Genomic DNA, 20,206 nt, shown 5'->3' on the forward strand with positions numbered 1-20,206 from the left:
ATGGGGACGCTGGGTAACGTCGGCAAGGCCCTCGGGATCGTCGGGGGCATCGCCGTCGCGGGTATCGCCTACGCGCACGTGGAGACCAAGCTCTTCCGCGTGCGCCGGGTGACCGTGCCGGTGCTGCCCCCGGGGCAGCGGCCCGTCCGGATCCTCCAGATCGCCGACCTGCACCTGACGCCGAGCCAGCGCACCAAGCAGGCGTGGGTGCGGTCGCTGGCCGCGCTCGAGCCCGACCTGGTGATCAACACGGGCGACAACTTCGGCCACCAGCAGTCGCTCGCCCCGCTGCTCGACGTCCTGGGCCAGCTCATGGACGTGCCCGGCGCGTTCGTCATGGGCTCGAACGACTACTACGCGCCGTCGTTCAAGAACCCCGCCCGGTACCTGCTGCCGGACGCCCGCGTCGCGGGCGGCGAGAAGATTCCGCTGCCCACCGAGTCGCTCCGCAAGGCGTTCACCGACGCCGGCTGGGTGGACCTGGACAACCGGCGCGGCCTCGTGGAGCTGCGCGACGGGCGCACCATCGGGCTGGTCGGCATGGACGACCCGCACCTCGACCTCGACGTCATGCCGGAGCCGGGCCGCGTGCCCGGCGAGGAGGACGCGGTGCTGCGCCTCGGCGTCGTGCACGCCCCGTACCAGCGGGTGCTGAACCAGCTCAAGGGCGACGGCGTGGACGCGATCATCGCGGGCCACACGCACGGCGGGCAGCTCTGCCTGCCGTACTACGGCGCCCTGGTGACCAACTGCGACCTGGACCGCGGCCGGGCGTCCGGCCTGCACGGCTGGCCCGGCCCGCGTCCCGACCGCGAGGGCGGCGAGGACTCGACGTGGCTGCACGTCTCGGCGGGCGCCGGCACGTCGCCGTACGCCCAGGTGCGCTTCGCGTGCCGCCCGGAGGCGACGCTGATGACGCTGACGGCGGCGCCGAGGTAGAACCGGCGGTTCTACCCCGGCGAACGGGTCAGCGGGCCCGGCGCTCCAGGCGGTCGAGGTCCAGCAGGACGACCGCGCGGCCCTCACGGCGCACCCAGCCGCGGGTCGCGAAGTCGGCCAGGGCCTTGTTCACGGTCTCGCGCGAGGCACCGACGAGCTGGGCCAGCTCCTCCTGCGTGAGGTCGTGCGCCACACGGATGCCGTCGTCGTTGGGCTCGCCGAAGCGGGTCGACAGGTCCAGCAGCGCCTTGGCGACGCGCCCGGGGACGTCGGAGAACACGAGGTCGGCGAGCGTCTCGTTCGTGCGACGCAGCCGGCGTGCGAGGGCACCCAGGAGCTGGGTCGCGACCCCCGGGTGGTCCGCGATCCACTTCACGAGCGAGTCGTGACGCAGCTCGTAGACGACGGAGTCGGAGACGGACGAGGCGGACGCCGTGCGGGGACCCGGGTCGAACAGGGACAGCTCACCGAACATCTCGCCCGGGCCCAGGATCGACAGCAGGTTCTCGCGCCCGTCGCTCGACCGGCGGCCCAGCTTGATCTTGCCCTGCGCGATGACGTAGAGCCGGTCGCCCGGTTCGCCCTCGCGGAAGAGCACGTCACCCCGGACCAGCTCCACGGGCACCATGGACTCGAAGAGCGCGTGCGTCTCCTCGCCTTCCATGTCCGCGAAGAGGGGGGCAGAGAGTACGACTTCGTCGTCCACCAGTGGTGTCCTCACGTGTCGGGGACTTTCGTCCATCAGTCTTTTCCACCTCTCAGTCTGCCTCAATGTCACGAGATTGCCGGGTCATCGGTGTCTCTCGCGGCGTCCGCGTGGCGTGCAGCCCGACGCGATCGTCCGCCTCATGCGGGATGTCGGCTTTGCCCAGCACGAAGTAGGACGCCCGTCCATAAATCCTAGGGGTGTCACCTGGGAGTTCGGAACGGGCGTCCTGGGAACCGGTCAGGGCACCTCGCGCTGCTCCGGTCCGACGTACTCGCACACCGGGCGGATGAGCGAGTTGGCGGCCCGCTGCTCCATGACGTGCGCCGTCCACCCGGTGATGCGGGAGGCGACGAACAGCGGCGTGAAGATGTTCGTGTCGAACCCGATCAGGTGGTACGCGGGCCCGGCGGGGTAGTCCAGGTTGGGCTTGATGTTCTTGCGGCTGACCATGGCGTTCTCGAGGGTGTCGTACAGGGCGATCACCTCGGTGTCGCCGTAGTGCTCGGCGAGGTCGCCGAGCACGGCACGCATGGTCGGCACGCGCGAGTCGCCGTTCTTGTAGACCCGGTGGCCGAACCCCATGATCTTCTTCTTCTGGGCGAGCGCGTCCTCGAGCCAGGCCTCGGCCCGGTCGGCCGAGCCGATCTCCTCGAACGTGGCCTGCACGGCCTCGTTCGCGCCGCCGTGCAGCGGGCCCTTGAGGGCGCCGATGGCGCCCGTGACGGCCGAGTGCAGGTCGGCGAGCGTCGAGGTGATGACGCGCGCGGTGAACGTGGACGCGTTGAACGAGTGCTCGGCGTACAGCACCATCGAGGCCTCGAACGCCTGCACGACGGCGGGCTCGGCCTCCTCCCCGAAGGTCATCCACAGGAAGTTGGCGGAGTAGCCGAGGTCCTCGCGCGGGTGCACGAGCTCCTGGCCGCGCCTGCGGCGCTGGTCCAGCGCGACGACGGCGGGGAGGACCGCCCACAGCCGCAGCGCCTTGGCGAGCTCCGCCTCGACCGAGGAGTCCTCGGCCTGCGGGTCGTGCGCCCCCAGGATCGACACCGCGGTGCGGCACACGTCCATGGGGTGGCAGTCGGTGGGCAGCTCCAGGATCGCGTCCCGGATGTTGTCCGGCAGCTCGCGGTGCACGCGCTCGACCGCCGTCTGCTCGGTGAGCTGCGCGGGCGTCGGCAGCTCGCCGTGCCACAGCAGGTAGGCGACCTCCTCGAAGGACTTCTTCGCGGCCAGCTCCTGCACCGGGTAGCCCCGGTACAGCAGCGAGTTGGTCTCCGGGTTGACCTTCGAGATCGCCGACGTGTCGGCGACGACGCCGGCCAGACCCTTGCGGATCTCCGTGGTCTCGGTCATGCGCACTCCTTCGTGTCGAGACTAAGTCAGGGCTGGTAGGTGAAGACGTTCGAGTCGAAGTGGTTGTAGGCCGCGTAGTCGGTCAGCTCGTAGAGCCGGGCCCGGGTCTGCATCTGCGGCACCAGGTCAGCCTGCGTGCCCGACGCCGAGATCTGGTCCAGCGCCCGTTCGGCGGCACCCATCGCGATGCGCAGCAGGGTGACGGGATAGATGACGAGCCGGGCCCCGGCGTCGTGCAGCTGCTCGGTCGTGAAGAGCTCGGACTTGCCGAACTCGGTCATGTTGGCGAGCACCGGCACGTCGAGGGCCGACGCGACGGCCTCGAACTCGGCGAGGTCCTTCATGGCCTCGGGGAAGATCGCGTCCGCCCCGGCGTCGGCCAGGGCCTTGGCGCGGTCGATCGCGAGCCTCAGCCCGCGCTCGCCCGGCTCGGTGCCGCGCACGTCGGTGCGCGCCATGATGAGGAAGTCGGGGTCGCGGCGGCCGTCGACGGCGGCCCGGATGCGCCGGACGGCGTCGCCGAGCCCGACCACCTCCTTGCCGTCGAGGTGGCCGCAGCGCTTCGGGTTGACCTGGTCCTCGATGTGGATGCCGGCCACGCCGGCGTCCTCCATGGTCTGGACCGTGCGGGCCACGTTCATCGGCTCGCCGAACCCGGTGTCGGCGTCGGCGAGCACCGGTAGGTCGGTGACCCGGGCGATCTGCCCGGCCCGGCCGGCCACCTCGGTGAGCGTGGTCAGGCCGATGTCGGGCAGGCCGAGGTCGGCGGACAGGACGGCGCCCGAGACGTAGACGCCGTCGAACCCCTTGTCCTGGATGAGCTTGGCGCTCAGCGGGTTGAACGCGCCCGGGAGCCGCAGGAGGTCCGGCCCGGCGAGGGCCTCGCGGAAGGCCCGGCGCTTGGCCGCGGCGGTGAGGTGCGAGTAGAGCATCAGGCCTCCTGGGTCTCGACAGGCTCGACCCCCGCGGCATGCCCCAGCTCGAACAGGCCGGTCGGGGCCGGGACGGTGTCCAGCACGCCGGGGGCGGCGACGATCGTGAGCTCGCGGACCTCCGCGGGCGTGAGCTCGGGCAGCCGCTCGGCCAGGTCGAGGAACCGGTCGATCTCGGCGTCCGGCAGGATGCCCGCGGCCAGGGTGCGGAACTTGGCCACGTAGTTCGCCCGGGCGAACGGGCGGGCGCCCAGCGGGTGGGCGTCGGCGACGGCGATCTCGCGCGTGACCACCTCGCCCGAGGTGAGCGTGATCTCGACGCGGCCGCCGAACGCCTTCTCGGCGGGGTCGGTCGAGTGGTAGCGGCGCGTCCACCCCGGGTCCTCGGCGGTGGTCACCTTGCGCCACAGCTCGACCGTGTCGGGGCGCTGCGCGCGCTCCGGGGCGTACGAGTCCACGTGGTGCCAGCCGCCGTCCTGCAGCGCGACCGTGAAGATGTACGGGACCGAGTGGTCGAGCGTCTCGCGCGACGCCGTCGGGTCGTACTTCTGCGGGTCGTTCGCGCCCGAGCCGATGACGTAGTGCGTGTGGTGACTGGTGTGCAGCACGATCGCGGCGACGTTGGCCGGGTCCCGCAGCTCGGGGTGCTCGTTGCCCAGCGCGCGGGCCATGTCGATGATCGCCTGCGCCTGGTACTCCGCGGAGTGCTCCTTGGTGTACGTGTCGAGGATGCCCGTGCGCGGCTCGCCGGCGGCGGGCAGCACGACGTCGTAGGCGGCGTCCGGCCCGTCCAGGAGCCACGCGACGACGCCGTCCTCGCCCTCGTAGATGGGCTCGGGGGAGGTCTGGCCGCGCATGGCGCGGTCCACGGCCTCGATCGCGAGCTTGCCCGCGAAGGCCGGCGCGTGCGCCTTCCAGGTGGAGATCTGGCCCTTGCGGCTCTGCCGCGTGGCGGTCGTCGTGTGCAGGGCCTGGCCGATCGCCTGGAACACCGTCTCGGTGTCCAGCCCGAGCAGCGTGCCGATGCCGGCCGCGGCCGACGGGCCGAGGTGCGCCACGTGATCGATCTTGTGCTTGTGCAGGCTGATCGAGCGGACCAGGTCCACCTGGATCTCGTAGCCCGTCACGATGCCGCGCACCAGGTCCCGGCCCGAGCGGCCGGCGTGCTGCGCCACGGCCAGGATCGGTGGGATGTTGTCGCCCGGGTGCGAGTACTCGGCGGCGAGGAAGGTGTCGTGGAAGTCCAGCTCGCGGACGGCGACGCCGTTGGCCCACGCCGCCCACTCCGGGCTGCTCGTCGCGTCGGGCGCCAGGCCGAAGACCGTGGAGCCCGGGGTGTAGGGGTGCGCCTGCGCCTGCGAGCGGGCGGCGACGGCGGGGCCACGCGTCAGGCTGGCCGCCGCGACCGAGGCGTTGTCGATCACGCGGTTGATCACCATGTCGGTGACCTCGGCCGTGGGCTCCACGGTGTCGGTGGCGAGCTCCGCGAGCTTCCAGGCGAGCTGGTCGGTGCGCTTGAGCGGCTCTGCGGACGGGTAGACGCGTAGGTGGTGCGTGTACGGCATGGTGACTCTTCCTCGATTCACGTGGACCGTCGTGGGGTCCGGGGCGCTGCCCGGACCGGAGGGCGGGCATCGGGTCGCGACCGCTCGGCTGGTGGACGGCGGATGCGCCCTTGACCTTCTCATACTCCGCGTCCTAGGTACACGAGCCAACCCCGCGTCAGGTTCCCGTTCGCGGCGATCCCGGACCAGATGTCAGTGGGGGTCGCTACTGTGGCGACGTGACCGTCAGCGAGCACGAGCCCGAACGTCAGCCCAAGGATGCGCCGGAGAGCAGGCTGGCGCTCGTGCGCCGGGCGCGGCGCATCAACCGCGTGCTCGCGGAGACCTACCCGGACGCCCGGGCCGAGCTGGACTTCCGCACGCCGCTGGAGCTGCTGGTCGCGACGGTGCTCAGCGCGCAGACCACCGACGTCCGCGTCAACCAGACCACGCCTGAGCTGTTCGTCATGTACCCGGACGCGCAGGCCTACGCGGAGGCGAACCCGGCCGAGCTGGAGGAGATCCTGCGCCCGCTCGGCTTCTTCCGGGCCAAGGCGAAGGCCGTGATGGGCCTGGGCAAGGCGCTCGTCGAGCGGTTCGACGGCGAGGTCCCGGGCCGGCTGAAGGACCTGGTGACGCTGCCCGGCGTGGGGCGCAAGACGGCGAACGTGGTGCTCGGCAACGCGTTCGGCGTGCCGGGCATCACCGTGGACACGCACTTCGGGCGGGTGTCCCGGCGGCTGGGTCTGACGACAGAGGAGGACCCGGTCAAGGTCGAGGCCGAGGTGGGCGGGCTCTTCCCGAAGAAGGACTGGACCATGCTCAGCCACCACCTGGTGTGGCACGGCCGGCGCGTGTGCCTCGCGCGCACCCCGGCGTGCGGGGCGTGCAGCATCTCGCACCTGTGCCCGTCGTACGGCGCGGGCGAGACCGATCCCGACAAGGCGGAGAAGCTGGTGCGTCCCGCACCGGAGCGCTCGCCGCTCGCGGGCCTGCCGCTGAAGTAGTCAGGCCACCCGGGCGAGCCAGCCCAGCAGGATCTCGTTCACGCGCTCCGGCGCCTCCTCCGGGAGGAAGTGGCCGGCCCCGGGCAAGAGCTCGTAGTGCAGGTCGGACGCCACCGCGACGGCGTCCACGTCGGCGCGCTCGTGCCGCAGGAACCCGTCCCGGGCGCCCTGGAGCTGCAGCGCGGGCACGTCCAGCGGACGGCGCAGCGCGGCGCCGAACCGGCGCCCGTCCATCCGGGGTGTCGAGCGGACCACCCAGCGCAGCGCCTCGGCGGCCGAGTGGGCGGCGAACGGGATGCGCATGACCGCCCGGTAGCGGTCCACGACGTCGTCGGGCAGGGGGGCGGCCGCGCCCAGGTCGAGGGTGCGCCGCACCAGGTCGCCCTGGATCATCGCCCGCTCCGGCAGCGTGGGGACCTGGACGTACGCCAGCTCGCGCAGCGCGGCGGGCGTGAACGCGGCGGTGCTGCGCAGCCGCAACCTGGCCGGGTGCGGGCTGGCCAGGACGGCAACGGCCGAGGTCGTGCCGGGGTGGAGCGCCGCGACCGCCCACGCGAGCGTGCCGCCCGTACCGTGCCCCACGATCACCGCGCTCTCCCGCCCCAGCGAGCGCACCACGCCGGCGACGTCCGCCGCCCGCGCCGTCAGGCCGTAGCCCGACGGCGGCTTGTCCGAGCCGCCCACACCACGGACGTCCATCGCCGCGACGCGGTACCCGGCGTCCGCCAGGGCGGGGATCTGCGCACGCCAGGACCACCAGAACTGAGGGTAGCCGTGCAGCAGGAGCACCAGGGGCGCGGAGCGGCTCTCCGGGCCCGCGGTCGCCACGTGGAAGCGCGAACCCCCCGACGAGACGAACTCGTGCCGCCATGGCCCTTCGACGAGGGCGCACGTGTAGTCGCTGGTGGCTGCCGAGCGGACGGCCGGTCTGGCCGAGAGTGCGGTCACAGACAAGAACCTACGCGCTCGGTGCGCGGTCTGCGCGTCGCCCGTTCTGGTCGTCGGCGGGCTTGGAGTCGGACGACGACTCCGGGGCCGAGGGCGCCGGAACCTCCTCGACGGGACGCTCCTTGGGCGGGTCGAACCGGTAGCCCACGTTGCGCACCGTGCCGATGAGCTGCTCGTGCTCGGGGCCCAGCTTGGCGCGCAGGCGCCGCACGTGGACGTCGACGGTGCGCGTGCCCCCGTAGTAGTCGTAGCCCCAGACCTCCTGGAGCAGCTGGGCCCGCGTGAACACGCGGCCCGGGTGCTGCACCAGGTACTTGAGGAGCTCGAACTCCTTGTAGGTCAGGTCGATCGGGCGGCCGCGCAGCCGGGCGGTGTACCCGCCGGCGTCGATCGCGAGCTCGCCGGCGGAGATCTCCTGCTGCGACTCCTCGGCCGGGCCGCGCGCCGAGCGCTCGACCACGAGGCGCAGCCGGGCCTCGACCTCGGCGGGCGAGGCGGACTCCAGCAGGAGGTCATCGGCTCCCCACTCGTGGGTCACGACCGTGAGGCCGCCCTCGGTGAGGATCAGGACCAGCGGCACCGTCAGGCCGGTCGCGTGCAGCAGACGGCACGTGGTGCGGGCCGCGACGAGGTCGCGGCGGGCGTCCAGCAGCACGACGTCCGCGTCCGGGGCGTCGACGAGCGCGGAGGGCTCCATCGGGAGCACCCGCACCCGATGGGACAGCAGTCCCAGTGCGGGCAGTACCTCGGCCGACCCGCCGGTGGCGGGCGTGAGGATCAACAGCTCTGCCATTGACGCACCTCCTCTCGGAACCGGCGTGCTGCTACCGTCCCTGGCTCGGGTCTCGCTGAAGCGAGACGTCCCGTCGCGTCCAACTGGCTCTGCGGAAGTCTGCCCTGTTGCTTGTTGCGTGCATGTTACACGCCCTTTTCCTGGGCACCACCATGCTGGTCAGGACCCGTGACGTTCGCATGACGCGGGTGTTGCTCGTCTCGCTCGGGCCCGCGAGAACGCCCGGAACAGGCCCGAACGAGGGCGCCCCGGGCCGCGATTGAGGCAACTCGGTCAGTCTCTGGAAAACTCTGAGCCGTGTCCGTCTCCACCCGCGCCGTGACGACCGCCGCGCTCGCGGCCCTCGTCGCCGCCGCGTCCTACGTCCAGCCCCGGCCCCTGCCCCTCGTGGGCGCGGCCGTGGTCCTGGCGGTCCTCGTCGCGCTGGGCTGGCCGTCGCTGCTGCGCCTGCCCGCCTCGGGGAGCACCCGGGTGGTCGTCGCGCTCTGCGGCGTCGGCGGAGCGGCCGCGACCTACCTGACCCAGGGCGAGCCCGTGCTGCGGCACCTGCCGATGGTGCTGGCGGGCGCTGTGGTGCTCGCCTTCATCGCGCAGATGCTGCGCCGCGACGGGCGCCCCCAGCTCACGGAGTCCGTGTCGGGCACCGTGGCCGGCGTCGTCGCGGCGATCGCCGCCTCGGGCTGGATCGCCGCCGCCCGGTCCGACGCCGGGGCCGCCCTCGTCGTCACGAGCGCGGTGGCGCTCGCGGTGGCCGCTGCCGTCGCGGCGCTGCCGGTGCGCGGCTGGGTGGCGCTCGGGATCTCCGCGATCGCCGCCGTGGTGGTGGGTGGCGCGGCCGGGACGCTGCTGCCCAACATCGACACCGTGAGCGGGCTGTGGTGCGGTCTGGTCGCGGGAGTCGTGGTCGGGGCGCTGCACCTGCTGCTGGAGCGGCTGCCCGCCCGCGGCGCGCGGCTGGCCGGGCTCTCGGCGAGCGCGCTGCCCGTCGCGGTGTGCGGCATCTTCGTGTTCGTCGTGGGCCGGATGGTCATCCTCTGAGGTGACCGCCGGCCGGGCCGCGGTCAGGACTGGCGGATCATCTCGCCGGCGATCTCGATGCGGACCTTCTTGGCCACCAGCACGCCGCCCGCCTCGAGCGCGACGTTCCAGAGCAGGCCCCACTCCTCGCGCTCGATCTCGCAGCTCCCGTGGAAGCCGAAGATGTCCTGGCCGTAGGGGTCGTGCCCCACGCCGCCGAACTCGCACTCCAGGGTGACCGGACGTGTGACGCCGCGCACGGTGAGCAGCCCGTCCATGACGAACTTGGTGAACGAGCCGTCGGCCTGCATCGGGTCGTGCGGCCGCCGGCCGGCGGTACCCGCCTTGAGCCGGGCCCACGAGAAGATCGGGTCCACCTGGGTGCGCATCCGGAACCCGGTGCTGCGGAACTCGATGGTCGGGTGGTTCTCGACGTCCAGGAAGTCCGCGCTGCGCAGGTGGGTGTCGCGCTCGCCCACGTGCGTGTCGACCGAAGCCGCCTGGATGGTGCAGGTGACCTGGGAGGCGAGGGGATCCTCGCCGACGGTGACCGTCGCCTCGCCCTCGGCGAACTCGCCGCGGACGGGACTGACCATCATGTGCATGGCGAGGAAGCCGAGCCGCTTGTGATTCTGGTCGATCTGGTACACCCCGGCCGCCGGGATGGTCAGACCATTCCACGTACGAGTTGGCAAAACTTCCATCCTAGACAATTCTCCTATATATGCGGATGCATGCACGCTACCACCGGGGGGTCGTCGGCCCGGGTGGCATTCCGGCACGAGAAATACTGGTCCGACGGGTGGTGCAGACCAGGGAATCATGTGGGCGGGCACCCGAGAAGGTCAGTGCCCCCGACTGTGACCGGCCTCATGGTGGATCCATATCGCGGACGAGGACTTGTCTGGACGAGCGAGGCACGGCAGGGTGGGGCGAATGTTGGGACAGGTGATCGCACTCGTCGTCCTGGTGCTCGGCACCGCCGCGCTCGGCGTGTGGTGGTCGGCACGTCAGGGTGCCGTCCGCGCGCCCCGCGAGACGCCCGTCGGGATCGACTGGGCCTCCTCGGGGGTCACGCTCGCCGACCGGGTGACCTTCGTGCAGTTCTCGGCCGAGGTGTGTGCCGCGTGCCGCTCCACCTCGCGGGTCCTGGGCGGCCTGACCGGTTCGCGGTCCGGCGTCGAGCACCGTGAGCTGCTGGTCGACGACCACCTCGACCTGGTCCGCACCCTGGGCGTGCTGCGCACGCCCACGGTGCTCGTGGTCGACGGCGGTGGCCGCGAGGTGGCCCGGATGAGCGGCGTGGTGTCCGACACCCAGGCGCGACAGGCGCTGAGCCGGGTTCCGGCGGCAGCGCTGGAGACAGAGGGGGAGGCGCACTCATGAACGTGAGCAAGGGGATCGACCCACGAGGGCCGCGCGTCGGGGCGAGCATCACCGCGGTGCTGCTCGCCGCCGTCGTGCTGCTGGGCGCGAGCACCGCGGGGCTGTGGCTGCTGACGTTCATCATGCTGAGCTTCCTGCTCGGCACGGTGCGCGGCGCCGAGGGCTCCTGGCAGGGCCTGCTCTACAAGCGGTTCGTCCGGCCGCGGCTGAGCCCGCCCACGGAGATGGAGGACCGCCGCCCGCCGCGCTTCGCGCAGGGCGTGGGCCTCTTCGTCACCGGCGTCGGCGTGATCCTCGGCTTCTTCGGGGTGCTCCCGGCCGTGCCGATCGCGGCCGCGGCGGCGTTCGTCGCGGCGGCGCTCAACGCCGTCGTCGGGCTGTGCCTCGGGTGCGAGCTGTACCTGCTGCTGCGCCGGTCGGGCCTGGTCCGCGCCTAGTGCGCGCCTAGTAGACGAGCGCCTGGGCGTCGTCCCGCAGGATCTCCTCGGTGAACAGCGCCGAGCCCGCGATCCGGATGCCGGGCAGCACGTCCGCCTCGGTGATGTCCCGGCGTGCCGCGCACTGCGTGCACACCGTGACGGTGCCGGCGCCCAGGACGACCTCGATGAGCTGGGGCAGGGGCGTCGCGTGCTCCAGCTCCAGCTCGGCCGCGCGGCCGGGCAGCGCGAGCCACGCCGACTCGCCGGTGAGCCAGAGGCTCACCTCCGCGCCGGACGCGACGGCCGCCGCGGCGACGGTGAAGGCCTGGTTGGTGGCCTCGGGACGGTCCAGGCCTGAGGTGGTCTTGATCACGAGCGGACGCATGGGCCGACTGTAGGCCGTGGACGTTAGGATCGGCACCATGTCGATCCACGCCCTTGAGCTCATCTTCACCGGCCTCATCGTGGCGGTCGCAGTCGCGGTCGCCTGGTTCGCCGGCTACGTCGTCTACAAGCTGTACACCGGCCAGCGCTGATGACGTTCACCTTCCCCGACGGGCTCGCGCCCGACGTGTACCCGCTGGCCTGGCTGGTCGGCCGCTGGCGCGGCGAGGGTGTGATCGACTACCCCGGCATCGGCAAGAAGACCTTCGTGCAGGACCTGGTCTTCGACCACGACGGCGGCCCGTACCTGCGGTTCGAGTCCACGCTGCGGGTGCTCGAGAGCGTCGTCCCCGACAAGCTGCCCGACGACGGCGAGTGGCCGGCACCGGTGCCGGACCCGACGGAGACCGACCCGTCCGAGGCGGCCGCGCCGGAGGCCGAGGCGCCCGAGGCCGCCGGCACCGTCTGGTCCACCGAGACCGGCTACTGGCGTGTGTCCTCGGACCGCCCCGACGGCCTCGAGGAGAACAAGCACGCGCTCGAGGTGCTCGTGGCCGACGCCTCCGGGCGCATCACCGTCTACATCGGCGCCGTGGGCAACGGGCGGATCGACCTGGCCTCGGACGCGATCGCGCGGACGTCGACGGCGTCCGAGGTACGGGCGTCGAAGCGGCTGTACGGCCTGGTCCAGGGCCGCCTGCTGTGGGTGGAGGAGCTCGCGGCGTTCGGCGAGCCGCTGCGCTCGTACGCCTCGGCCGAGCTGGACCGGCAGTAACACCGGCAGTAACAGAGCCGGACGGGAATGCCCCGCCGGTCCCCGACGCTGCACCTGAGGTGAGCATGGATTACGAGAGCCCCCTGCTGAGCCGGCGCGGCGCGGTCGCCGCCGCCGGGCCCGACGCCGGGGTCGCCTGGCACTACGGCGACCCGACGGCGGAGCAGCGCGCGCTGTCGCGCGGCGGGGCCGTGGTGGACCAGTCGCACCTCGGGATCGTGCGCGTCGCCGGCCCGGACCGGCTGAGCTGGCTGCACTCGATCACGTCCCAGCAGCTCGAGGGCCTGGCGCCCCGGACCAGCACCGAGCTGCTGGTCCTGTCGCCGCAGGGGCACGTCGAGCACGCCGCTGGCGTGGTGGACGACGGCGAGGCCACCTGGCTGATCACCGAGCGTGAGTCGGCGCCCGCCCTGGCCGGCTGGCTGGACCGCATGAAGTTCATGCTCCGCGTCGAGATCACGGACGCCACCGACGAGTGGGCGGCCATCGGCGAGCCCGTGGCCGCGGAGGGCGCCGAGGGCGAGCCGGTGACCTGGCACGACGCCTGGCCGAACGTCGTGGGCGGCGGCACGCGCTACGGGCCGGCCGCGAGCGAGCACCCCGGCGCGATGCGGCCCTGGCGGCTCGTCCTGGTGCCGCGCGCCGAGCTGGAGGCGCAGGTCGCCGCCCGCGAGGCCGCGGGCTGGCCGCTCGCCGGCACCTGGGCCACCGAGGCCCTGCGGGTCGAGGCCTGGCGCCCGCGCCTCGCGCGCGAGGTCGACGGCCGCACCATCCCGCACGAGCTCGACTGGCTGCGCACCGCCGTCCACATCAACAAGGGCTGCTACCGGGGCCAGGAGACGGTCGCGCGCGTGCACAACCTCGGCCGCCCGCCGCGGCGGCTCGTGCTGCTGCACCTCGACGGCTCGCAGCACCTGCTCCCGGAGGCCGGCGCCGAGGTGCGTCTCCCGTCGACGGACGGCGCGCCCGGCAAGGTCGTGGGCACGCTGACCTCGATGGCGCGCCACCACGAGCTGGGCCCCATCGGGCTGGCCGTGCTCAAGCGGAACGTCCCGGAGGACGTCGAGCTCATCGTCTCCGGCGAGGTCTCGGAGCAGGGCATCGAGGTGTCGGCGGCGCAGGAGATCGTGGTGCCCGGCGACGGCATGTCGGTGGACCGTCCGGAGTCCCACGGCCCCCTGACCCCCGGCCTGCGCGGCCCGGCCAGCCTCATCTGACGCACGCGGTCCGACCCGCGACCGAGGCCGGATGGCAGGATGCCACCGTGACCTCACTGCCCGGCCCGGCCGACGAGATGTGGCGCAAGGCCATGCGCACGCTCATGCTGCGCACCCGGCTGCGGCAGGGCTGGACCCGGGCGCGGGCGAGCCTCATCCCGATCGCGCAGGCGTCGCTCGCCGCCGGCGTCGCGTATCTCGTCGCGCGGTACGTGCTGGGGCACGAGCAGCCGTTCTTCGCGCCGGTCGCGGCGTGGGTGCTGCTCGGGTTCACCGCGCAGCGGGACGTGCGCCGCGTGTCCGAGATGGCCGTGGGCGTGGCGGTCGGCGTCGCGATGGGCGACCTGATCGTCCACCTCATCGGCTCGGGCTGGTGGCAGCTCAGCCTGGTCCTGTTCATCTCGGCCGTCGCCGCGCGGTTCATCGACCGCGGCGCGCTCCTGGTCACGCAGGCCGGCGTCCAGGCGATCATCGTGGTGGGCCTGCCGCAGGTCTCCGGCGGACCGCTCGGCCGGTGGACCGACGCCCTGGTCGGCGGCGCCGTCGCGCTCACGGTCGCGCTGCTCACGCCGGGCGACACCCGGCGCCGTCCGCGGGCGCTCGCCGAGCAGGCCGTCACCGAGCTCGCCGAGACGCTGGAGACGCTCGCCCGCGGCCTGCGCTCGGACGACGCGGACGACGTCCGGGCGGCCCTCGTGCGCGGCCGGGCCTCGGAGCCGGTGCTCGCCGAGTGGCAGGAGGCCGCGCGTGACGCCCGCGAGCTGGCGCGCATCTCCGTGGGGCGGATCCACCGCGGCGAGCTCGCCCGGCTGGAGGACCAGGCGGTGCTCGTGGACCGCACGATGCGGTCGGTGCGGGTGCTGGCCCGCCGCGTGCTCCCGGTGGTGGAGGGGGACCACGACGTCCGACCGGTCGCCGGACTGGTCGAGGGCTTCGCGTCGGGCGTGCGGCTGCTCGCCTCGGACGTCGGCTCCGGGGGTGACGGCGCCCGGGCGCGTGAGGTGCTGGCCACCGTGGCCGCCCAGGTGGACCCGCGGACCGTGGGCGAGGGCGACTGGCAGGTCCAGTCGCTGGTGATGCTGCTGCGCTCGCCCCTCGTCGACACGCTGGAGGCAACGGGGGCGACCCCGGGCGAGGCGCGCGCGGCGCTGCCCGAGCTGTAGCCGGCCGTCCACAGGCTGTGCACAGAACTGGTTGTCGTCAGGTACTTGATCAGATACAGTAGTTGGCGTGATAGACCCCTTCGCCGCCGACCTCCTGCGCGGGCACACCGACACGATCGTGCTCGGGGTGCTGCGCGCCCGGGACCGCTACGGCTTCGAGATCTACAAGCAGATCCGCGACGCGACCGGAGGCGACCACGAGATCAAGGAGGCCACGCTCTACGCGGCCTACCGGCGGCTCGTGAAGGACGGCCTGGTCGAGGCGTACTGGGGCGACGAGTCCCAGGGCGGACGCCGCAAGTACTACCGGATCACCGACGCGGGCCGTGCCGTGTACCGGCGCAACGTGGACGCGTGGGTGGCCACGCGACGCACCATCGACTCCCTCCTCGACCTGAAAGGTTCCTGATGACGAACACCTCGGTGCACCGCCTGCTGGACGAAGCCTTCGCGGGCATCCCGACAACCCCCGACGTGCAGGACCTCAAGGAGGAGATCCGTGCGAACCTCGTGGACCGCGTGGCCGAGCTGACCGCCGGCGGCGTGGCGCCCGACGACGCCGCGCGGCGCGCGGTCGGCGAGCTCGGCGACGTGCGCGCGCTGGTCGACGAGGCGGACGCGGGCCCGCGTGACGCCGACCGGCCCGCGCCGTCCGCCTACGAGCTGATGGCCCGGAACCGGGTCCCGGCGTCCGGGACGTTCGTCGCGGCGGTGGTGCTGATGTCGATCGTGCTCGCGGCGAGCGTGGTGGGCACGGTGTTCGCCGCCGTGGGGTACGCGCACGGGGAGCTCGGCCCCCTGCTGCCCACGGCGCTCGCGCTGGTGGCAGGGGCGGCACTCGGCTGGGTCGTGGGCGGCTCGCTGCGCCAGGAGACGACGGCCAGCCACCCGGTGCCCCGCCGGCGGGCCGCGCTGTTCGGCGTCGGCTGGGGCCTGGTGCTGGTGGGTGCCCTGCTCGCCCTGGTGCACCTCTTCGGCGGGACCAACGGGTGGCTCGTCCTGGACGGGCTCGTGCTCGTGGCGGGCGTGGTGCTGCTCTCGTGGCTCGCCGCGACGACCACCAACCGGAAGAAGCAGTGGGCGCTGGCGGAGGAGACCGTGCACGCGGAGGCGGGGAACCGGTTCGAGCGCGATCCGGCGGCCGCCGCGCGGTTCGGCATCTACACCGTGGTGGTGTGGAGCCTGACGGGCGTCGCCGCGCTGATCGTCGGCACGACGGTGAGCTGGTCCTGGGTGTGGCTCCCCGGCGTGCTCGGCTGGGTGGTGTTCATGCTGCTGCTCGCCACCATGCTGTTCGGGGCCAGGCACGAGGACGGCGCCCGCCGGGCCGGCTGAGCACCCGGACCAGGCGAGACGCCGCCCCGGTTGCCGTAGGCTCGTCCTGTGTTCGGAGCTCTCCAAACGTTCGTCTTCATCGTGCTGGGCGTCATCGTCTTCGCGGTCCAGGTCATCGCCCTGGTCGACGCGATCCGTCGCCCCGCCAACGCCTACACGTCCGAGGGCAAGCTGTCGAAGCCGATCTGGCTCGCGATCCTCGGCGTGGCCGCCGTCTTCGGCCTCCTGGGGCTGCCGCCGAGCTTCATCACGGCCAGCTCCTTCCTGAACGTGATCGCGGTGGTCCCGGCCATCGTCTACTGGGCCGACGTGCGCCCCCGCCTGCTGCCGTACGGCACGGGCAACAAGCCGCGCGGTCCGCAGGGCGGATGGTGACCGCGCCCCTGGCGGTCGGCCGCGCGGCCTCGACGTCGGACGCGGTGCTCGACGGCGCCGCGCCGCTGGCCGAGGTGATCCGCGGCGACCTCGTGGAGTCGGTCCACCTGGGGCACCTCGTGGTGCTCGACCCGTCCGGCCGGCCGGTGCTCCAGGTGGGCAACCCGACCACGCCGGTCTGGCCGCGATCGTCGCTCAAGCCGCTCCAGCTCCTCGCGATGCTGCGCGCGGGCCTGGAGCTGCCGGACCGGCTGCTCGCGCTGGCCTCGGCGAGCCACAACGGCGAGCAGTTCCACCTGGAGGGCGTGCTGCAGATCCTGGGCTCCGTGGGCCTCGGCCCCAGCGCGCTCCAGAACACTCCCGACCTGCCGCTCTACCCGCCGGCCGCGCTCGACTGGCACATCGCGCCGCACGACGGCGGGCCGGGTCCGGCGCCGCTCGCGCAGAACTGCTCGGGCAAGCACGCGGCGATGCTCGCCACCTGCCTCACGCAGGGCTGGGACATCGAGACGTACCTGTCGCCCGAGCACCCGCTGCAGCGGGCGGTGCGCAGCACCATCCTGGAGCTGACCGGCGACGCCGAGCTCGTCATGCACACCACCGTCGACGGCTGCGGCGCGCCCCTGTTCTCCACGACGCTGCTCGGCCTGGCGCGCGCCTTCTCGACCCTGGGCGCGGCGCCGACGGAGGACGTCCGTTCGCACGAGGCGCGCGCCGCCCGCGCCATCTCCGCGCACCCCGACATGGTGGGTGGCACCGGCCGGGACGTCACGCTCGCCATGCAGGCCGTGCCGGGCCTGGTCGCCAAGGACGGCGCCGAGGGCGTCTACGCCGCCGGCCTGCCCGACGGCTCCGCGCTGGCGTTCAAGGTGCTCGACGGCTCCGCCCGGGCGCGCCCCGCCATCCTCGCGGCCGCGCTGCGCGCCGCCGGTGCGGCGGGCCTGCCGGGCGTGTACCCCGGCGGCCTGGACGGGCTGGGCCGCGTGCCCGTGCTCGGCGGCGGCCGCCCGGTCGGCGAGGTCCGGGCCGTCTTTGCCGACCAGTACGCCGAGGGCCGCCGGTGAGGGCGGTGCTCCAGCGCGTCACCCGCGCGTCCGTGGTGGTCGACGGCGAGGTGGTGGGCGCCATCGACAAGCCCGGCATCCTGGCCCTGGTCGGCGTCACGCACGACGACGGCCCGGCCCAGGTCGAGACCATCGCCCGCAAGATCGCGGACCTGCGCATCCTCCAGGACGAGCAGTCGGTGGCCGACCTGGGCGCGCCGGTCCTCGTGGTCAGCCAGTTCACGCTCTACGGCGACGCCCGCAAGGGGCGCCGCCCCACGTGGAACCAGGCGGCGCCCGGGCCGGTCGCCGAACCGCTCGTGGACGCCGTCGTGGCCGCGCTGCGCGAGCGCGGCCTGACGGTCGAGACGGGCCGGTTCGGCGCCGACATGCAGGTGGAGCTGGTCAACGACGGCCCGGTGACCATCCTCCTGGAGGCCTGAGCGGGGTCTACCCGCGCAGGGCCAGCACCGCCAGCTCCGTGCGGGAGCGCACCCCGAGCTTGCGGAAGACCCGCCCCAGGTGCACCTCCACGGTGCGGACCGACACGTAGAGGTTCGCGGCGACCTGCCGGTTGGTGCGGCCCTGCACCACGAGCCGCGCGACGTCCAGCTCCCGCTCGGTGAGCAGATCGGTCCACTGCCCGCACAGCTCCTCCCCGACGTCGACGACCGGCTCGCCCGGCGCCTCGGTCGGCACCGGCCCTGCCGGGTCCCGGCGCGGCCGGCCGGCGTCGGGACGCGGGGGAGCCTCGGCGGCGCGGCCGCGGCTGCGGCCGCCGCCGTCCCCGGGCGCCGGACCCGCCTGGCCCGGTGACTCGCGGACGAACCCCGGCGTGGTGAGCGCCTGCTCGGCGATGTGCTCCCACGCCTTGGCGCCGGACTCCTCGAAGAGCTCGTGGGCGCCGAGCAGGTGCGCGGCGGCGTCGCCGGGCAGGCCCAGCCGGGCGAAGGAACGGGCGGCGACCAGCTCCGTGAGGCCCCGCTCGAACGTGGAGCCCACGCGCAGCGACGCCTCGACCGCGCGCTCGCGCGCCCGGTTCACGCCGGACGCGTCGGCGAGCGCGAGCTCGGCGCGCGCCAGGTCGAGCCGACGGCGCCGCATGGGGCCGCCCGAGAAGCCGCCGCCCGACATGCCGGGCCCGGCCAGACCTGGTCCGGCGTGGCCGGAGACCGGGTGGCCGGTTCCGGCGTGCCCGGCCCCGGCCGGATAGCCGCCCGCGTCGGAGCCCACCGACGGCAGCACCCGGAGCCGCAGCCGCTCGTGGGAGCGGCGCGCGGCCCGGTCCTGCCCGGCGAGCACCAGCAGCTCCACCGGGTCGGGCGTGGGCAGCCAGAGCCGCCGCAGCTCGTCGCCGCCGCGCTCGGCCGCGAGCCCGAGCAGGGTCGCGGCCTCCACCCAGCGCCCGTCGAAGACGGCGGTCTGGGCGCGGTCGCCGAGCGTGGCGGCCCGCACCACCGGCGCGACCTGGCCGGGCACCGACGCCTCCAGGGCGGCGGTGGGCCGCCGGAGGTGCCCGTCGCGGACCAGGTCGAGGCGGCGCGCGAGCGCGATCCCGAGCCCGCCGAAGGCGAGGGCCACGGGCAGGCGCTCGACGGCGTCGTCGAGCACCGAGGCCGCCTCGGTGATGTTGCCGAGCCGCAGCGCCAGGTACGACTGCGCCACCCGGAGGTGCGCCTCGGCGAGCGGGGTCAGGGCCTCGTCCGGCCCGTCGAACCACCAGCCCGGCTGCCGTGCCGGGGCCAGCTCGGCCACCTCCGACAGGATCGCGGCGGCCTCGCCGGGCGCGCCGTCGAGCAGCCGGATCGTCTTGCGGGCCGCGGCGATCGCGGCCCGGTCGGGTCCGGCGGCGTCCTCCGGGACGACGGCGTCGGGCCGGCCGTCCAGCAGGGCCAGCGCGATGCCGAGCGAGCGGGCGGCGTCGGGCGCGCCGGCCGCGGACGAGCCGGCGTCCGAGGGGCTCGTCGCACGGCGGAGGTACACGACGGCGTCGTGCACGTGCCCCGCCCAGAGCGCCGCCCGTCCGGCCACCGCGAACGCGCGCGACCGCACCCGGTCGGTGCCGTGGCTCGCGGCCTCCCGCGCCACCTCGTGCGCGCGGTGGACGTCGCCGCGCGCGAGGTGCTGCTCGGCGAGCTCGACCAGGCCGTCCGCGAGCAGCGGATCGCCCGCGAGGGTGCTCAGGGCCGTGTGCCACATCGCGATGAGCGGCTCGTCGGCCTTGCGGTGCACCTCGGCCAGCGCGACGTGGGCCGCGGTGCGGGAGGCGAGGTCGGCGTCGTCGTGCACCACCGACCGGATGCGTGGATGGTGGAAGCGGAACCGGCCGCCCACGAGATGGAGGTGGCGGCCGGCGGGGCCGGCCATGAGGGTGTCGATGTCTGTGCCCGACGCGGCGAGCAACAGCTCGGTGCGGTCCACCACGGCGACGGCGGCGACGAGCAGCACACGGCGTGCCTCGTCGTCGAGGCCGAGCGGGCCTACGGCCTCGCGGACCGCACGTGCGGCAGGCAGCGGGTCCGGCATCAGCGCCGTCCCGACCAGATGCTCCTCGTCGAGCATCCGTGCTGTCTGGTCCACACATCCAGGTTCGTCACCCACCACGCGCGTGAGCTCGCACGCGACGTGAGGGGCCACGGTGCGGTCACCGAGGGGGAGCGGAAAAACGACTTGCTGCGGCAGCGCGGTCATCGTCGAGCCTCCCGGATTCGTTCACGGTGCTCGCAAGTATGACCTCCACACGTTTCACCCGCATCAACCTGGGCGTGCGACTTTTGCTGCGGTTCGGCCCCGCTCCTGGCATCCTGCCCCGCCGCGTGCCGTCCGGGTACCTGATACCGCACGAAGTTGTTTCGGTGGCGAAGGTT

The 20,206-nt window shown here is 73.6% G+C and carries 22 protein-coding genes; 13 read left to right on the top strand and 9 right to left on the bottom strand.

Annotated features, from left to right (window positions below; genetic code table 11):
• Positions 1–939, top strand: coding sequence for a metallophosphoesterase (locus ACH45N_RS21775; RefSeq protein ID WP_397397776.1), 939 nt, complete (start codon positions 1–3; stop codon positions 937–939).
• Between the two features lie 28 nt (positions 940–967).
• On the opposite strand, the gene ACH45N_RS21780 is transcribed toward ACH45N_RS21775, so the two are convergent.
• From ACH45N_RS21780 to ACH45N_RS21795, 4 genes are all read right to left on the bottom strand, one after another.
• Positions 968–1,645, bottom strand: coding sequence for a Crp/Fnr family transcriptional regulator (locus ACH45N_RS21780; protein WP_026366137.1), 678 nt, complete (start codon positions 1,643–1,645; stop codon positions 968–970).
• 240 nt (positions 1,646–1,885) lie between these two features.
• Positions 1,886–3,001: a bifunctional 2-methylcitrate synthase/citrate synthase gene (locus ACH45N_RS21785; protein ID WP_397397778.1), complete on the bottom strand. Its 1,116-nt coding sequence runs from the start codon at positions 2,999–3,001 to the stop codon at positions 1,886–1,888.
• Between the two features lie 26 nt (positions 3,002–3,027).
• Positions 3,028–3,933: a methylisocitrate lyase gene (prpB, locus tag ACH45N_RS21790; RefSeq protein ID WP_397397780.1), complete on the bottom strand. Its 906-nt coding sequence runs from the start codon at positions 3,931–3,933 to the stop codon at positions 3,028–3,030.
• On the bottom strand, positions 3,933–5,498 hold the full coding sequence (locus ACH45N_RS21795; protein ID WP_397397782.1) for an MmgE/PrpD family protein: 1,566 nt from the start codon (positions 5,496–5,498) through the stop codon (positions 3,933–3,935). The genes prpB and ACH45N_RS21795 overlap by 1 nt, the downstream gene beginning before the upstream one ends.
• Positions 5,499–5,716: 218 nt before the next feature.
• On the opposite strand from ACH45N_RS21795, the gene nth reads away from it, so the two are divergent.
• Entirely contained in the window at positions 5,717–6,484 is a 768-nt protein-coding gene (gene nth, locus ACH45N_RS21800) for an endonuclease III (RefSeq protein ID WP_397397784.1), read from the top strand.
• Here the strand turns inward: nth and ACH45N_RS21805 are convergent, their stop codons facing one another.
• Complete coding sequence (locus tag ACH45N_RS21805) at positions 6,485–7,432, bottom strand: alpha/beta fold hydrolase (RefSeq protein WP_397397786.1); 948 nt, start codon at positions 7,430–7,432, stop codon at positions 6,485–6,487.
• Between the two features lie 10 nt (positions 7,433–7,442).
• Positions 7,443–8,225 carry a winged-helix domain-containing protein gene (locus ACH45N_RS21810; protein ID WP_397397788.1) on the bottom strand — a complete coding sequence of 261 codons (783 nt, stop codon included), beginning with the start codon at positions 8,223–8,225 and terminating at the stop codon, positions 7,443–7,445.
• A gap of 297 nt (positions 8,226–8,522) precedes the next feature.
• Here ACH45N_RS21810 and ACH45N_RS21815 point away from each other — a divergent pair, with 297 nt between their 5' ends.
• Positions 8,523–9,263, top strand: a complete 741-nt coding sequence (locus ACH45N_RS21815; RefSeq protein ID WP_397397790.1) for a hypothetical protein — start codon at positions 8,523–8,525, stop codon at positions 9,261–9,263.
• A gap of 23 nt (positions 9,264–9,286) precedes the next feature.
• Here ACH45N_RS21815 and ACH45N_RS21820 read toward each other — a convergent pair whose 3' ends face one another.
• On the bottom strand, positions 9,287–9,946 hold the full coding sequence (locus ACH45N_RS21820; protein WP_377236196.1) for a YceI family protein: 660 nt from the start codon (positions 9,944–9,946) through the stop codon (positions 9,287–9,289).
• A gap of 244 nt (positions 9,947–10,190) precedes the next feature.
• On the opposite strand from ACH45N_RS21820, the gene ACH45N_RS21825 reads away from it, so the two are divergent.
• Positions 10,191–10,628, top strand: a complete 438-nt coding sequence (locus ACH45N_RS21825; protein ID WP_397397792.1) for a TlpA family protein disulfide reductase — start codon at positions 10,191–10,193, stop codon at positions 10,626–10,628.
• Positions 10,625–11,065 carry a DUF4395 domain-containing protein gene (locus ACH45N_RS21830; RefSeq protein WP_397397794.1) on the top strand — a complete coding sequence of 147 codons (441 nt, stop codon included), beginning with the start codon at positions 10,625–10,627 and terminating at the stop codon, positions 11,063–11,065. Before ACH45N_RS21825 ends, ACH45N_RS21830 begins: the two co-directional genes overlap by 4 nt.
• A 7-nt stretch (positions 11,066–11,072) precedes the next feature.
• Here the strand turns inward: ACH45N_RS21830 and ACH45N_RS21835 are convergent, their stop codons facing one another.
• Positions 11,073–11,432, bottom strand: a complete 360-nt coding sequence (locus tag ACH45N_RS21835) for a DsrE family protein (RefSeq protein ID WP_397397796.1) — start codon at positions 11,430–11,432, stop codon at positions 11,073–11,075.
• Between the two features lie 150 nt (positions 11,433–11,582).
• Between ACH45N_RS21835 and ACH45N_RS21840 the strand changes: the two genes are divergently transcribed.
• From ACH45N_RS21840 to dtd, 8 genes are all read left to right on the top strand, one after another.
• Positions 11,583–12,206, top strand: coding sequence for an FABP family protein (locus ACH45N_RS21840; RefSeq protein ID WP_397397798.1), 624 nt, complete (start codon positions 11,583–11,585; stop codon positions 12,204–12,206).
• 65 nt (positions 12,207–12,271) lie between these two features.
• Entirely contained in the window at positions 12,272–13,423 is a 1,152-nt protein-coding gene (locus tag ACH45N_RS21845) for a YgfZ/GcvT domain-containing protein (RefSeq protein WP_397397800.1), read from the top strand.
• A gap of 47 nt (positions 13,424–13,470) precedes the next feature.
• Positions 13,471–14,586: an aromatic acid exporter family protein gene (locus ACH45N_RS21850; RefSeq protein WP_397397802.1), complete on the top strand. Its 1,116-nt coding sequence runs from the start codon at positions 13,471–13,473 to the stop codon at positions 14,584–14,586.
• A gap of 67 nt (positions 14,587–14,653) precedes the next feature.
• Entirely contained in the window at positions 14,654–14,995 is a 342-nt protein-coding gene (locus ACH45N_RS21855; RefSeq protein WP_377243464.1) for a PadR family transcriptional regulator, read from the top strand.
• Positions 14,995–15,921: a permease prefix domain 1-containing protein gene (locus tag ACH45N_RS21860; RefSeq protein WP_397397804.1), complete on the top strand. Its 927-nt coding sequence runs from the start codon at positions 14,995–14,997 to the stop codon at positions 15,919–15,921. The genes ACH45N_RS21855 and ACH45N_RS21860 overlap by 1 nt, the downstream gene beginning before the upstream one ends.
• A 48-nt stretch (positions 15,922–15,969) precedes the next feature.
• A complete protein-coding gene (locus ACH45N_RS21865) occupies positions 15,970–16,296 on the top strand; it encodes a DUF2516 family protein (RefSeq protein WP_377236201.1) in 327 nt (108 codons plus the stop codon).
• Positions 16,290–17,360 carry an asparaginase gene (locus ACH45N_RS21870; protein ID WP_397397806.1) on the top strand — a complete coding sequence of 357 codons (1,071 nt, stop codon included), beginning with the start codon at positions 16,290–16,292 and terminating at the stop codon, positions 17,358–17,360. Before ACH45N_RS21865 ends, ACH45N_RS21870 begins: the two co-directional genes overlap by 7 nt.
• Positions 17,357–17,782 (top strand): D-aminoacyl-tRNA deacylase, encoded by a 426-nt coding sequence (dtd, locus tag ACH45N_RS21875; RefSeq protein ID WP_377228330.1) that lies wholly within the window; start codon positions 17,357–17,359, stop codon positions 17,780–17,782. The genes ACH45N_RS21870 and dtd overlap by 4 nt, the downstream gene beginning before the upstream one ends.
• Before the next feature lie 7 nt (positions 17,783–17,789).
• Here the strand turns inward: dtd and ACH45N_RS21880 are convergent, their stop codons facing one another.
• Positions 17,790–19,919: a LuxR C-terminal-related transcriptional regulator gene (locus tag ACH45N_RS21880; RefSeq protein WP_397397808.1), complete on the bottom strand. Its 2,130-nt coding sequence runs from the start codon at positions 19,917–19,919 to the stop codon at positions 17,790–17,792.
• Positions 19,920–20,206: the final 287 nt, after the last annotated feature.

The sequence above is a fragment of the Promicromonospora sp. NPDC019610 genome, assembly GCF_044389365.1.
In the GTDB taxonomy this organism is placed as follows: domain Bacteria; phylum Actinomycetota; class Actinomycetes; order Actinomycetales; family Cellulomonadaceae; genus Promicromonospora.